This is a genomic window from Microbacterium paraoxydans (assembly GCF_020524545.1).
GTDB lineage: Bacteria > Actinomycetota > Actinomycetes > Actinomycetales > Microbacteriaceae > Microbacterium > Microbacterium paraoxydans_C.
This window is the reverse complement of the sequence record NZ_JAIVLG010000002.1, coordinates 516,412-530,648: the sequence shown is the minus strand read 5'-3', so window position 1 is coordinate 530,648 and position 14,237 is coordinate 516,412. Positions and strand designations below refer to the sequence as shown.

The 14,237-nt window shown below is 69.1% G+C and carries 12 protein-coding genes; 2 read left to right on the top strand and 10 right to left on the bottom strand.

All coding sequences use genetic code 11. From position 1 onward, the window contains the following. Positions 1-2: 2 nt before the first annotated feature. Complete coding sequence (locus LC041_RS07140; protein ID WP_226532408.1) at positions 3-971, bottom strand: PDR/VanB family oxidoreductase; 969 nt, start codon at positions 969-971, stop codon at positions 3-5. Positions 972-1,114: 143 nt separating this feature from the next. Between LC041_RS07140 and hisC the strand changes: the two genes are divergently transcribed. Continuing rightward, a complete protein-coding gene (gene hisC / locus LC041_RS07135; protein WP_226532403.1) occupies positions 1,115-2,212 on the top strand; it encodes a histidinol-phosphate transaminase in 1,098 nt (365 codons plus the stop codon). On the opposite strand, the gene LC041_RS07130 is transcribed toward hisC, so the two are convergent. Together LC041_RS07130 and LC041_RS07125 are read right to left on the bottom strand one after the other, a co-directional pair. Then, entirely contained in the window at positions 2,213-3,268 is a 1,056-nt protein-coding gene (locus tag LC041_RS07130) for a winged helix DNA-binding domain-containing protein (protein ID WP_226532401.1), read from the bottom strand. A 44-nt stretch (positions 3,269-3,312) separates the two neighbouring features. Continuing rightward, complete coding sequence (locus LC041_RS07125) at positions 3,313-4,761, bottom strand: glyceraldehyde-3-phosphate dehydrogenase (RefSeq protein ID WP_226532399.1); 1,449 nt, start codon at positions 4,759-4,761, stop codon at positions 3,313-3,315. A gap of 160 nt (positions 4,762-4,921) precedes the next feature. On the opposite strand from LC041_RS07125, the gene LC041_RS07120 reads away from it, so the two are divergent. Next, complete coding sequence (locus tag LC041_RS07120) at positions 4,922-6,265, top strand: amidohydrolase (RefSeq protein ID WP_226532397.1); 1,344 nt, start codon at positions 4,922-4,924, stop codon at positions 6,263-6,265. 128 nt (positions 6,266-6,393) lie between these two features. Here LC041_RS07120 and LC041_RS07115 read toward each other — a convergent pair whose 3' ends face one another. The 7 genes from LC041_RS07115 to LC041_RS07085 all read right to left on the bottom strand — a co-directional run bounded on the left by LC041_RS07115 (position 6,394) and on the right by LC041_RS07085 (position 13,989). After that, the gene (locus LC041_RS07115; RefSeq protein ID WP_226532395.1) at positions 6,394-7,383 is read right to left on the bottom strand and encodes a methyltransferase family protein; all 990 of its coding nucleotides are present in this window, start codon (positions 7,381-7,383) and stop codon (positions 6,394-6,396) included. Positions 7,384-7,456: 73 nt separating this feature from the next. Beyond that, complete coding sequence (locus tag LC041_RS07110; protein WP_226532394.1) at positions 7,457-8,155, bottom strand: alpha/beta fold hydrolase; 699 nt, start codon at positions 8,153-8,155, stop codon at positions 7,457-7,459. A 34-nt stretch (positions 8,156-8,189) separates the two neighbouring features. Beyond that, on the bottom strand, positions 8,190-8,777 hold the full coding sequence (locus LC041_RS07105; RefSeq protein WP_226532388.1) for a TetR/AcrR family transcriptional regulator: 588 nt from the start codon (positions 8,775-8,777) through the stop codon (positions 8,190-8,192). Between the two features lie 47 nt (positions 8,778-8,824). Beyond that, the gene (locus LC041_RS07100; RefSeq protein ID WP_226532386.1) at positions 8,825-9,658 is read right to left on the bottom strand and encodes an ATP-binding cassette domain-containing protein; all 834 of its coding nucleotides are present in this window, start codon (positions 9,656-9,658) and stop codon (positions 8,825-8,827) included. Continuing rightward, positions 9,655-11,445, bottom strand: coding sequence for a dipeptide/oligopeptide/nickel ABC transporter permease/ATP-binding protein (locus LC041_RS07095; protein WP_226532381.1), 1,791 nt, complete (start codon positions 11,443-11,445; stop codon positions 9,655-9,657). The genes LC041_RS07100 and LC041_RS07095 overlap by 4 nt, the downstream gene beginning before the upstream one ends. Next, positions 11,442-12,383, bottom strand: coding sequence for an ABC transporter permease (locus LC041_RS07090; protein WP_226532380.1), 942 nt, complete (start codon positions 12,381-12,383; stop codon positions 11,442-11,444). Before LC041_RS07090 ends, LC041_RS07095 begins: the two co-directional genes overlap by 4 nt. Before the next feature lie 76 nt (positions 12,384-12,459). Continuing rightward, on the bottom strand, positions 12,460-13,989 hold the full coding sequence (locus tag LC041_RS07085; RefSeq protein ID WP_226532379.1) for an ABC transporter substrate-binding protein: 1,530 nt from the start codon (positions 13,987-13,989) through the stop codon (positions 12,460-12,462). Between the last annotated feature and the right edge of the window lie 248 nt (positions 13,990-14,237).

Genomic DNA, 14,237 nt, shown 5'->3' with positions numbered 1-14,237 from the left:
TGTCAGATGTCGAGGACGAGGCGGTCACCGAGCGAACGGGAGACGCAGATCATCATCGTCTCGTTGCTCTCGCGCTCGTCGGGGGTCAGGATCGAGTCACGATGCTCCGGCGCTCCGTCGACGACGCCGGTCTCGCACGTGCCGCACACGCCCTCCAGGCAGGAGCTGGGCACGCCGATGCCGGCGTTCTCGAGCATCTCGAGGATGCTGCAGCCGCGGTCGACCGTGACGACGAGGTCGGACCGACGAGCGACCACCTCGAACGACTCGGCGCCCTGCGACTCGCCGAAGGTCTTCGCCTGGAAACGCTCGATGTGCAGTGCGCCGTGCGGCCAGTCGGCGCTCAGCTCCTCCAGCGCGTCGAGCATGCGCTCCGGACCGCACGCGTACACGCCGGTCTCCGCCGACGGCGCACCGATCCAGGCGGCCAGGTCGAGCCGATCCTCGAAGTCGCCGCGGACCACGACCGCGTCCCCACCCGCGTGGTGCACTGCCGGGAGGAACGCCATGCGCTCCCCGATCGAGCCGAGATATGCCAGTCGCCATGGGGTTCCCCGCCGAGTGGCTTCGTCGAGCATCGGCAGGATCGGCGTGATCCCGATGCCCCCGGCAACGAACACGTAGTCTGCGGCGGGCGCGAGTTCGAAATGATTGATGGGGACGGAGGCCGTGACGGGGTCGCCGACGCGCAGCGTCTGATGCACGTAGCGGGAGCCGCCGCGGCTGGGGCTCTCGGCGAGCACCGCGATGCGCCAGGCGGTGCGGTCATCGGGGTCGGAGCACAGCGAGTACTGGCGTTCGACACCATTCGCGAAGCGGAGGTCGATGTGCGCGCCCGGCTCCCACGCCGGCAATTCGGCGCCGGTGGGGTCGTCGAGTTCCAGGGACAGCACGTCCCGAGCTTCCTGGCGCATCGCTCGCACGCGCAGGCTGAGGCGCTGATCCAGGGAATCGACCGCTGTGTGGGGCACCGTCGCGCCGCTCCTTCCGTCGCATCCGATCACGGAAATCGGATTGACAACATTCTTTATATTCAATTGCGATAGTATGAAGTCCGCTCGAACCTGTCAAACGGACACGGTCGCAGAGGCGCACAGGAGAGAAGGGCTATCGGATGTCGGAGCTGAGACTGCGGGGGGACCTCGACGCGATCCCCGGCTACAAGCCGGGGAAGGCTGCCCCGAAGACCGAGACGACGCTGCCGGTGTACAAGGTCTCGTCGAACGAGAACCCCTATCCCCCGCTCCCGTCCGTGGTCTCGGCGATGGCCGACGAGCTCACCCACGTCAACCGCTACCCCGAGACGGCGGCGACCGCCCTCACGTCCGAGCTGTGCGCGCGCTTCGGCGTCGAGCCCGTCAACATCGTGCTCGGCAGCGGGTCGGTCGAGGTCGTGTCGCAACTGATGCGGGCCACCGCCGGTGAGGGCGACGAGGTGCTCTTCGCGTGGCGCTCGTTCGAGGCGTACCCGATGCTCGCCAGAGCGGCAGGCGCCGTCCCGGTCATGGTGCCCCTCACCGCCGACCACCGGCACGATCTCGATGCCATGCTCGCTGCCGTCACCGACCGCACCCGCCTGATCCTGGTGTGCAACCCGAACAATCCCACCGGCACGACCGTCGGCGATGCCGAGCTGGACCTGTTCCTGTCGCGGGTGCCTGCACACATCGTCGTGGTGATCGATGAGGCGTATGTACAGTTCAACGACCGCTCCGACTCACCCGTCGGGATCGAGTATTTCCGCCGCTACCCGAACGTGGCCGTCGCCCACACGTTCTCGAAGGCCTACGGACTGGCCGGCATGCGCGTCGGCTACGCCATCGCGCCCGAGCAGCTGGGCATCGCGCTGCGCAAGGTCGCCATCCCGTTCGGCGTCACGAACCTCGCCCAGACCGCTGCCGTCGCTTCGCTGGCCGCCGAGGCGGAGCTGGAGGAGCGCGTCTCCGCCCTCGTGGCAGAGCGCGAGCGCGTGGTCGCAGCATTCACGGATGCCGGGTTCACGCTGCCGGAAAGCAAGGGGAACTTCGTATGGTTGCCGCTCGGGGAGGCGACCACCCCGGCCGCCGAGCTTCTCGAGAGCCACGGACTGCTGGTGCGCCCGTTCGCCGGGGAGGGGCTGCGAGTGACTGTCGCGGAGAAGGAAGCGAATGATCGCCTCATCGTGCTGGCCTCCGAGATCGCGGCCCTCGCGATCTCGGAGGTCACCGTCTGATCAGCGGTCTCCGTCGCCCAGGAATCGCTCGAATCGCCCCAGAGCGGCAGTCACGGCCTCGGGATCGACCGGATCGTCGAAGAACTCGGGCGGCGCGTCGCGCATCGCCGTGGCGTGCGACCAGGTTCCGATCACACGACCCTGCTCGATCAGCGTCGCGCGCACCATGCCGTTCTTTCCTGGGCCGACCGCGGCCAGGCGCTCCGGAGCGCACACGACCGTGCGGTCGGCGTAGGAGATGTAGTACTCGTCGAACGCGCCGAGAGCGTGGACGGCGGGCGCATCCGTCGTCCGTCGCGGGCGCGTTCGAGAGGTGAACAGCCCCTCCCCGACCTCGACGACGCGCTCGGCCGCCCGTGCAGCCGCCTCACGGGACTGCCCCAGCGTGAGTCCGGACCACCAGGCGAAGTCCGCGACGCCGGCCGGGCCGTGTCCGTCGATGTAGCGCACGAACAGCTCGGCGAGCGGGTCGTCGGGGTGCGCGCGGTCGCGGATGTGCTCCTCGACGAGAACGAAACGCTGTTCACGCGTCACTCCGGCCCGCGGGGCGACAGGACCCTGACAGAGGAGACCGTCGATGGTGAGGGTGAAGAGCAGGTGGATCCCGCGTTGGCCCGCCGGGTCGATGCCGATCCCCTCGAGGATCTCGAACAGCTCGGCACGGGTGCGGCCGCCGTCACGCAGCGCCGGCGTCACGGCCCCCACCGTCGCCGCGATCATGTCATCGTCGATGCCGAGCTGGCGATGACGCGTGGCCGCCTGCTGCCGCTGGCGTTCGGCGGTGACCTCCAGCATCCAGCCGAGGTCGCGTGCCGGAACCGTGTGCAGCGTGCCGCGCATGGCCCAGCCCCGCACGAGATCACCGCGATCGAACGCGCGATCCACGTCAGGCAGGATCATCTCTCCCCGGGTGCGCGCGGCGAGCGCCCACCGACCGGCGGTGAAGTCCTGACTCTGCACCGCCAGCATGTGGTGCGCCGCCTCGGAGATCGTCCGCGTCGGTGCGGTGAGGCGATGCGAGCGGAGGCGCTCGGCGAGCAGGGTCGCTGTCTTCATGACCCCATCTTGCCGGGCGCCTCCGACGCCGTGCGCGCGAGGCTTCAGCTCTGCAGCGTCACCTCACGACGCTCGGGGAGCACGATCGGATGCGAGCCCGCCATGACCTCGAGCACCCGGATCACCTGGCAGGAGTACCCGAACTCGTTGTCGTACCAGACGTAGAGGATGAGGGTGTCCTCGTCGGCGATCGTCGCGAGGCCGTCGACGATGCCCGCACGGTGCGACCCGACGAAGTCCGTGGAGACCACGTCCGGACTCTCGACGTAGTCGATCTGCTGACGCAGCTTCGAATGCAGGGAGACCCGGCGCAGGTAGTCGTTGACCTGGTCCTTGGTCGCCGGACGCTCGATCGTCAGGTGCAGCACCGCGAGCGAGACATCGGGGGTGGGGACGCGGATCGAACTGCCCGTGAGCTTGCCCTCGAGCTGCGGGAGCGCCTTCGCGACGGCCTTCGCCGCACCGGTCTCGGTGATGACCATGTTGAGCACCGCCGAACGCCCGCGTCGATCGCCCTTGTGGAAGTTGTCGATCAGGTTCTGATCGTTCGTGAACGAGTGCACCGTCTCGACGTGTCCCTTCACGACGCCGTACGCCTCGTCGATCGCGGCGAGCACCGGGGTGATGGCGTTGGTCGTGCAGGAGGCGGCGGAGACGATGCGGTCGGAGTCGACGATCGTGTCGTCGTTGATCCCGTGCACGATGTTCTTGAGCGGGCTCTTGCCCGGAGCGGTGAGCAGGACGCGGGCGACGCCCTTCGACCTCAGGTGCTGCGAGAGACCGGCCTCGTCGCGCCAGCGGCCGGTGTTGTCGACGACGATCGCGTCATGGATCCCGTGGGCGGTGTAGTCGATCGTCGCCGGGTCGTCGGAGTAGATGACCTGGATACGGGTGCCGTTCGCGACGATCTGCTCCGCGTCTTCGTCGACCGTGACGGAACCGGCGAAGCGGCCGTGCACGGAGTCGCGCAGCAGCAGGGATGCCCGCTTGACGAGGTCGTTCTCGGAGCCGCGACGCACCACGATCGCACGCAGGCGCAGACCGCTGCCGCCGCCCGTGTGCGCGATGAGGATGCGGGCGAGCAGCCGGCCGATGCGCCCGAAGCCGTAGAGCACGACATCGGTGGGTTCGGCGGCGACGGCGCCCATCGCCGGCGCGAGCACGTCGGCAAGATACGCCTCCAGAGGCTCACCGCTTTCCGCATGGCCGGCCACGAGGCGCGCGACATCGAGCGACGACGCGCCGGGGGCGAGCGCGTGGATCGCCTCCAGCACGGCCAGGCTGTCTTCGATCGGGAGGCGCTCATGTCCGAGCTGTGCCACGCGCTCATGCACCTCGACGAGCCCGGTCGCCGACAGGCCGAGCAGGCGGTGTCCGTGGAGGGAGGTGACCACGTCGTGCTCGCGTCGAAGCGCCCCGATGAGCGGGATCATCCGCTCCGCCAGTTCTTCGCTCGCGGTCCAGTCTTCGCGGTGTGCCGCGGAATCGTTCATCTGCGTCCTTGCATGTGTGAGCGCGCACCGAGGTCACCGGCGCGCGGGTTGCCGGGTGATCGGGGGATGGCTCCAGCGTACAAGCCCCGGAACCGCGCGCCGAATCCGGGTCTTCCCCGTCTCACCGCGGGTCGAGTTTTACGTCTACACTGGTGGAATAATGAGCGAGACACTTCCCGGCGACGACGCCGACCTGATCATCCGCGGCGGCCGCATCCACACCCTCGACGGGCGGGATACGGTCGCCCACGCCCTCGCCGTGCGCGACGGCATGATCGTCGCGGTGGACGAAGCCGTCGCATCGCTCAGAGCACGCTCCACTCTGGAGCTCGACGGGCGCACGGCCATCCCCGGCATCAACGACGCCCACCTGCACGCCGCGTGGCTGGGCGCACGCTGGCCGCACCTGTTCTTCTCCGACACGCCCGCCGAGGAGCAGCCGTCCGGGCGTCTGGTATCGAGCGCGGACGAGCGGCGCGCCGCTCTCCTGCGTGCCTGGCGCCTCCTCGCCGAACGCGGCATCACGAGCTACACCGAGCCCGGGATCGGTCCGGGAGAAGACGCGGGCGAGACCGGCTGCTTCGGCACGGCCATGCTCGACACCTACGGCGAGCTGCACCGCGAAGGCGCCCAGACCTCACGAGTGACCCTGCTACGGCTGTTCGGCACGATCGACGGCGAGAGCACCCTGGACGACTTCGAACGCGGCATCCGCACCCCGGCCCCGATCCACGACCCGCGGTGGCTCGCGATCCCCGGGGTGAAGATCTTCGCCGACGGCATCCCACCGATGGCCACCGCCTGGGTCGAGGAGCCCTACACGGACGGCAGCACGGGCGCCCTGCTCACACGGGGAGGGAACGATCCGCTCTCCGCGTTCCAGCGGATGGTGGAGCTCGCCGCATCCCGCGGCCTGCAGATCGCCGTGCACGCGACCGGTGACCGATCGATCGCGGAGTTCCTCGCCGTCCTGGAACGCCTCTCCGACGCGCCCCGGCCGTCCGCGCCCCACTACGTCGTCCACGGAGACCTGGCCACGCCCGAGCAGATCGCCCGGATGCGCGGAGTCGACGCCGGCTTCGCCGTGCAGCCGCTGATCGCCGCGCACACGCACTCCTGGGCAGCGCTCCAGCTCGGCGAAGCACGTCTGGCCACCGCCTGGCCGCTGGCCGCGATGCTCACCTCCGGCGCGCTCACGACGGTGACGAGCGACTCGCCGATCGCGAGCCCGGACTGGCGGCTCGGCCTCGACGCCTCGCTCGGCCTGCTCTCCGATGCCGGCTTCACGGACGACGCGCCGTCCCGCCGCCGCCTGGTGCGCTCCATGACCGTGGATGCCGCGAGACAGGACGGCGCTTCCGCTTGGAAGGGATCGCTCGAAGTCGGGAAGGTCGCTGACCTGACGATCCTCGATGAGGATCCACTGACTCCCGGCCGCCCGTTCTCCTCCCTCGAGGTCGAGCGCACGATGGTCGACGGCCGCACGGTGTTCACCCGCGGCTGACCTCTCGCGCGACCGAACGCCGGTGCGCACGAAAACGGCGGGCGGCATGTTCACGCATGCCGCCCGCCTCTGATCCCCCTCGGACCAGTCCATCTCCCCGGCAGCGGACCCCCGACGCCGGGGCGGCCTCACACCGCGGTCGCCACGAGCACCCGCGGACTTCCCGGCAGCGCGACCTTCTCGCGCACTGCCCAGCCGGCGTCGCTCAGCCACTCGCGCACCTGGGCCTCCGGGTACACGACGGTCCCATCGATCACGAGGTACTCCCCCGCATGCAGGGCATCGATCCCGCGCTGCGCCGAATCGTCATCGAGGAAGAAGTCGAGCACGGTCAGGGTCGCCCCCGGCGCCGCCGCCGCCCGCAGGTTGCGGAAGATCCTGGCGTTCTCCTCGGCCCCGAAGCGGTGGATGACGTGGTTCGCGAAGATCGCATCGTAGGCGCCCTCCGGTTCGGCCGTGGCGGTGTCTGCGACCTCCACGACGGCCCGATCGGCGACCCCGGCCGCTTCGACGGCCTCGGCGATCCCGTCCTCGAAGCCGGGCGCGTACAGGAACGTCGTCCGCAGTTCGGGATTGCGCGCCATCACCGAGAGCGCGAACTCGGCGGAGAGGCCGCCGAAGTCGAGCGCCTGGGTGGCGCCGGTCAGGTCGATGTGCCGGCCGAACTCCTGCGCGTGCAGGCGGTTGTACGTCATGACGCCGGCCATGAACGTCGCCCAGCGGGCGTCGTCCATCTGCAGGTCGCCGGGCTCGGTGGTGTCGACCGTGCGCGCGAACTGGAGCCAGTGCGGGTAGCTGATCTCATCGAGGAAGGTCAGGAACGGCGCGAGGTCGATCGCCGCATCGGCTCCGGTCAGGTAGGCGGCCGCATCCGGGGCGAGGGCGTAGCGTCCGTCCGCGCGCGTCAGGAGCCCCTTGGCTGCCATCGCATCGGCGAGCAGACGGGCGATGCGCTCGCTCACCCCGCACGTCTCGGCGATTGCCGCGAACGTGTCCGCTCCGCCGTCGACGGCACGGAACAGGCCGATACGACTGGCATGGAAGAGCTGCTTCGATGCCATGTACCCGGTGGCGATGTCGAGGATCCGGGCGGCATCCGCGGTGGGCGTTTCGGTCATGTGTTGGCCTTTCATTATATTTCTACGAACGTTGGATTTAAAGGACAGGGGTGGGCCCGAGCGAGGTCGTGTCTCAGTCCGCCAGGAAGTCCCGCACCGCAGCACGGAACTCCGCCGTGTGCAGGGCGGTGAGGTGATCGCCGGGCACACGCTGTGCACGGGCATCCGGGAGCATCCGCGCGAGGTCGTCGATGCCGGCCGCCATCGGGTCGCCCGTGCCGCCCAGCAGCAGGACGGGCACGGCGATACCCCCCGGCCGCGGGTCGAACGGCTCTGCCGCGAGGCCCTCGATCACGTCGATCAGGTCGCGCGGACGGTTGCCCGGCGACGACACCATGTGCACGATCATGCTCGTGAGAGGATCCGTCGGCATGGCCCCGCCGTCGACCGCGGTGCGCGCTGCGGCGAGATCGACCTGCGCGAACGGCTCTCCCGCGCTGAGCCCTCCGAGCACCAGGCGGCGCACGGAGACGCCCGGATGCGTCGCCAGATCCCACGCCAGGCGGGCCCCCAGCGAGTATCCGACCAGGTCGATCTCGGCGCTGCCGACGGCTGAGGCGAGTGCCTTCACCACCACGGAGGTGGGTGCCGCGCCGAGCGCCGGACTCCCGCCGTGCGCCGGGAGGTCGACCACGACGCGAGGACGGTCGCCGAAGACGCCGGCCCACTCGTCATCCGGCCAGTCCTGCGCCCCGCGTGACGCGAGACCGTGCAGGAACGCGACGGGACGCCCGGCACCCGGGTGCCGCTCGACGAACAGGGATGAGGTCATGACGCGCCGTCCTCTCGGGCCCGGCGCGCGGCGCTCAGCGCAGGCGTGCCAGGAACTGGTCGATATAGGTCTCGTAGTCGGCGATCCGCTCGCCGTCGGGGTACATGAGGTTGATCACGGTCGCACCGACCGCCGCCGAGATGTACTCGTTCGCGAGCGGTCCGTAATCCTGATCGCGAATCGACCCCTCGTCGCGCGCCGCCTCCATCCGCTCGATGAGGGAGGTCCGCCAGGAGGCCAGGTGTCCGCGGTACAGCTCGGCGAGCGCATCGTTGGCCATGGCGTACTCCCATAGCGCGAGCAGCACCCGCCCCGCGGCGATCTGCTCCTGGTCGCGAGGGATCGTCGCCTCCAGGAAGCCCCGGAGCGCGGCCTCCGCGGAGGTGGGCTCCTCCCCTGCGGCCTGCACACCCTCGGACATCTGCTGCAGGATCGTCTCGAACGTCGCCGCGACGATGCTCTCCTTGCCCGGGAAGTAGTGCTTCAGCGCACCGTTCGCGAAGCCCGCCTCGGCCGCGATGCTGCGCATGGTCGCGGCCTCGAAGCCACCCTTCAAGATGATGCTCTTGGCGACTTCGACGATGTCTCGTCGGCGCTGGTCGTGATCGATGATCTTCGGCATGAGGTCCTTCCGGCCGATTCCGAGGCGTGGAGTGATCGGGCCTGGAGCTACCGTACCGCCGCATCGCGCACCTCCCGCAGAGCCAGCCACTGGGCACGTCGCTGACGTTGCGCCACCGGATCGGCGACCGGCGAGGCGAGGCGCAGCCGCTCGGAGTACGGATGCTGCGGGGCACGGGTGACCTGCTCTCCCTCCCCGACCTCGACCAGTTCGCCGTGGTACATGACCGCCACGCGGTGACAGACGCGGCGCACGACGCCGAGGTCGTGCGAGACGAAGAGATAGGCGACGCCGGTGTCGCGCTGGAGCTCGATGAACAGGTCGAGAATCGTCGCCTGCGTGGTGAGGTCGAGGGCGCTGACGGGCTCATCGCACACGATGAGGCGCGGTCCGCGGACGAGGGCGCGCGCGATGGCGATGCGCTGACGCTGACCACCGGAGAACTCACTCGGATAGCGATCCATGGCAGATTCCGGCAGGCGCACGCGGTCGAGCATCTCGCGCACCTTCGCCTCGGCGGCTCTCGCGCCGATCCCGGTGGTCAACAGCGGTTCGGCGAGGATGTCGCCGATCGTCATCGCGGGGTTCAGCGATCCGTACGGGTCCTGGAAGACGACCTGTACGTCGTCCGCGAGCGCGCGGCGCGCGCGGCCGCCGAGCCTGCTGATCTCCTTGCCGTCGAAGCGGATGCTCCCGCCGCTGACCGGTGCGAGGCCGAGGATCGCCTTGCCGAGCGTCGACTTCCCCGAGCCGGACTCCCCGACCAGGCCCAGGCACTCGCCCGGCGCGATGTCGAGGGAGACACCGTGCAGCGCGCGGAACGCGTGCCGACCACGGCCGTACTCCACGACCAGGTCCTTCACTTCGAGCAGGGCGCTCATGCGGTCACCTCCGATCCGGCGCGGTCGAGTTCGGCGCGACCCTGCGCATCGTCCAGGGAAGCGGCGATCAGTTCGCGCGTGTACTCCTCGGCGGGCGACGCGAACAGCGAGTCGACGGGTCCGGACTCGACGACATCACCGCCACGCATCACGATCACGCGGTCGCAGATGTCGGCCACGACGCCGAAGTTGTGCGTGACGATCAGCAGGGCCATGCCGTACTCGGCCTGCAGCTCGCGCAGGAGCTCGAGCACCTCCGCCTGCACCGTCACGTCGAGCGCCGTGGTCGGCTCGTCCGCCACCAGCAGGGACGGCTTTCCCGCGATCGCCCCGGCAATGAGGACGCGCTGCGCCATGCCGCCCGAGACCTGGTGCGGGTAGCTGCGCATGACCCGGTCCGGATCGGTGAGGCCGACGCGCACGAGCATCGCCCGTGCGCGCTCCCTGGCCTCCGCCTTGCGGAGCCCGTGGGTTCGACGCAGCGGCTCGATGAGCTGATGGCCGATCGTGTACGACGGGTCGAGGTTGCTCATCGGCTCCTGGGGCACGTAGCCGATCTCACGGCCGAGCAGAGCGTGTCGCTGCTTCGGCGTCGCCGCCGTCACGTCGGTGCCGCCCACCCAGACGGCGTCGGCGATCGCGCGCCCCGTGGAGGGCAGCAGGTCGAGCACCGAGAACACGGTCTGGGACTTGCCCGATCCCGACTCCCCCACGATGCCGACGACCTCGCCGGGCGCCACGTCGAGGGTGACGCCGTGCACGACCTCGGTCTCACCGGTCGGCGTGGCGTGCACGACCCGGAGGTTCTCGACGCGCAGCGCGGATTCCTCCGCCGTGTGCTGGGCGTTTCCGGTCGCCGGGGCGTGCGGTGTCGCACTGATGGCCGTCGCGGCGGCAGACCGACGGGAGACGCGCGGTGTGCGCACCTGCACCAGCTCGGCGAGCGTGGAGCCCATGATCGCGAGCACCGCGATCGTGAGGCCGAGAGCGGCCGAAGGCCACAGCAGCATGAGGGGGTAGGTGAGCATCAGGCGGAAGCCCTCGAGCATCATCGCACCCCAACTGGGCACGTTGGAGTCGCCGATGCCGAGGAACTGGAGGCCCGCCTGCATGCCCATCGCGATACCTGCGGTGAGCGCCGTCTGGATGATGACCGGCGGGTACACGGCCTTGATGACGTGACGGAAGATGATGCGGCCGTCCGACAGTCCGGAGACGCGGGCGGCATCGATGTAGGGTTCGCCGCGGACGGCGAGGGTCTGCGAGCGCGCGATGCGGAAGTACCCGGGAACCATGAACACACCGACGGTCGCCATCAGCAGCTCGAAGTTGTTGCGGCTGCCTGCGGCGACCACCAGCAGGATGATCATTCCGGGGATCGACTGGAGGGCGTCGCTGATCCAGGTGGCGATGCGGTCGAACGTGCCGCCGAAGTACCCGGCCGCGACACCGGACGGTACACCGATCACGAGCGCGGTGACGATCGTGATGAGCGCGCCCCACAGGGTGGTCCGCGTGCCGTAGATGAGTCGACTCAGGATGTCGCGCCCCGTCGAGTCGCCGCCGAGGAGGTGCTCGGGCCCGGGAGGGGCCTTGGCCGCGGCGAGATCGACGAAGTTCGGGTCCATCGGGGCGAGCAGTGGCGCGAAGACTCCGACGAGCACGATGAGCAGGAAGATCGCCAGCGGGACGTAGCCGCCGGGGTGGCGGAGGAAGCGACGGTAGAGGCTCGAGCGTCGCTTCTGCGCCGCGCGGTCGAAGGCGACCCGGATGTCTGTGGTGGTCATGCGACGCGCACCTTCGGGTTGATCCAGCCGAGCACGAGGTCGAGCAGGAGATTGATGAGGACGACGAAGACGATCGAGATGACCGTGATGCCGAGGAGCATCGGGATGTCGCCGTTCTGCGAGGACTGGTTCGTGAGCTGCCCGAGACCGGGGAGGCTGAAGATCTGCTCGACCACGATCGCGCCGGAGAGCAGCCCGACGAACATCAACGCGATGACGGTGAGAGCGGCGGGCGAGGCGTTGCGGAGGATGTGCAGGTTGACGCGAGCGGCGGAGAGACCCCGGCTGCGGAGCGTGCGCACCCAGTCCTGTCGGCTCTGCGCGATCACGGCGTTGCGCAGCTGCTCGGCGACGGCGACGATGCCACCGAGGGCGAGCGAGATCGCCGGGAGGGTGATGGAGCGCAGCCATCCGTCCACCGATTGCGTCGGCGGCACGTAGCCGACGGCCGGGAACCACTTCAGCTGCACCGCGAGCCACATCACCAGCACGAGGCTCACCCAGAAGCCGGGGAGCGCGAAGAGCACGACCGAGATGCCCTTGATGACGCGGTCGAACCAGGTGCCGGGGCGCAGCCCGGTGATCATCCCGAACGTGACACCGACGATCGCGGTGATCAGCGTCGCGAACGTCACCACCGACAGGGTCACGGGGACCTTGATGGCGAGTTGTTCGCTGACGGGTTGGAAGTTGCGCCAGGAGACGCCGAAGTCGAGGAGCACCGCATGCGAGAGCCAGTCCCAGAACTGCACGAGGAGCGGACGGTCGAGGCCGATCTTCTCGGCGAGCGCCTCCTGCTGGGCCGGACTCGCCGTGGTACCGAGAAGCGAGGCGGTCGGGTCACTGATGGCGAGATGGGCCAGGAAGAAGGTGCCGATCGAGACCGCGACGAGCAGGAGGATGCCGGACAGCACCCGCTTCGCCGTGAACAGGAACATGGGGGCCTCTCGGAGGATGGGGTCGGAGGGGGAAAGGATGCCGGGGCGGCCGGTGTCGCGGCCGCCCCGGCGGGCATCAGCCCTGGGTGATGTAGCGGAGCGTCGGGAACATCATCCCCACGACGGGCTGCAGCTGAATGCCGGGCGCCGTGTAGTAGATGTTGTTCGCCTGGTACCAGACCGACCACCACGCCTGGTCGACGAGGGCCTTGTTGAGCTCCTTGACGGCGTCGGTCTGCGCGTCGCCGCGCTCGGTCTGCACCTTCTCCACGAGCGGAGCGATGACCTCGTTCTCGGCGTAGTCGGGCGCGGGGTTGAACCACTGCACGCTGGTCACCTGGCGGGCGACGGTGGCGACGTCATTGCCGTCCATGGCGAGGAACGAGATGAACATCGGATAGTTCGGGGCGTTCAACTGGTAGTCCGGCATCTGCATGTTGTCCCACGTGACCTTCACGCCGAGCTCGTTGAGCGCCTGTTCGGCCGAGGGTTTCCACATCTCGAAGATGGGCGACATCGGCATCGAGATCGCGAAGCCGTCGGGGTAGCCGGCGTCGGCCAGCAGCTGCTTGGCCTTGTCTATGTTGACGGCGTAGGTGTCGTTGAGGGAGGGATCGTTGATGGGTCCGCCGTCGGGGAACACCTGGTTGGTGGCGACGCCCGCTCCGCTGCCGACGGCGCCCAGGATCGCGGCACCATCGAAGGCGTAGTTCAGAGCCTGACGCACCTCGAGCTTGCCGAGCGGCTCACTCTTGACGCCGGTGTGATCGGTGATGACGAGCCCCGCCCACCCGGACACGCGTTCTGCGGTGTTCCAGCCCTGCTGCTCCGCCTGCTCGAGGTTGGCGACATCGCCGTACTGCACGTTGATCTGGCCGCTGAGCATGGCATTGTGGCGCGCCGTGGCGTCGGTGATCGGGAATATCGCGAGCTCGGAGAAGGGATACGCGTCGGCGTCCCAGTGGTCTGCGGTCTTGGTGAAGTGGTACTCCGCACCGGCGACGCTCGTCGTACTGTCGAGCACGTAGGGGCCTGAGCCGATGGGCTCGCTGCCCAAGGTGCCCGCTTCGATGGCGGCCGGGGAGGCGACGTAGCTGCGTCCGAGGCCCATGAAGTACAGGATCGTGTCGTCGCGCTGCGTGAGGGCGATGCGGACGGTGTCGTCGTCGACCTTCTCGAAGGAAGCGACGTTGACGTAGGCCTCGCCGGAGCGCGCACCCGCCTTGAGGTACTCGAGGCTCGTGATCACGGCGTCGACATCGACCGGCGTGCCGTCGCTGAACACGGCGTCCGTGCGGATGTCGAGGTCGATGCTGAGGTCGTCGTCGGCGACGGTCCACTCCGTGGCGAGTGAGGGGATCGGATCGCCGTCGGCGTCGAGGGCGATCAGGGCGTCGTAGACGGCGGAGAGGTACGGACCGTCGAAGCCGATGTCGGCGAGCGAGGGGTCCCACGACGTGACGTCGAGGAAGTTCCCGATGTTGAGGGCGTCGGGGCTGTCGACCCCGCTGCCGTCGGACGGCGAGGGGGTGGCGCCGCCGCTGCAGCTGGTGAGCGCGAGGGTCGCGGCGACGGCCGCGGCGAGCGCGAGGGGCATTCGTTTCATGGTTCCTTCTCTCGGGTGCAGGGGGTGGTGAAGAAGGGTCGAGGTGCCGCTGACCGGAAGCCGTATCCGACGTCACTTCGATGTGTCGTGCTGGTTAGTCTACATGCGTGGAAAAAGAGCGCAAGGGCATTTCCTCGCCATACAGCGCCGCTTCATGCCTCGGGGTGCACCCGGCTTGTCCGAGCGCGCAGGCATCGCGGCATGGGGTCTCAGCGATCGGCGCGAGCCCTCCGAGAGCGGAGCCCACT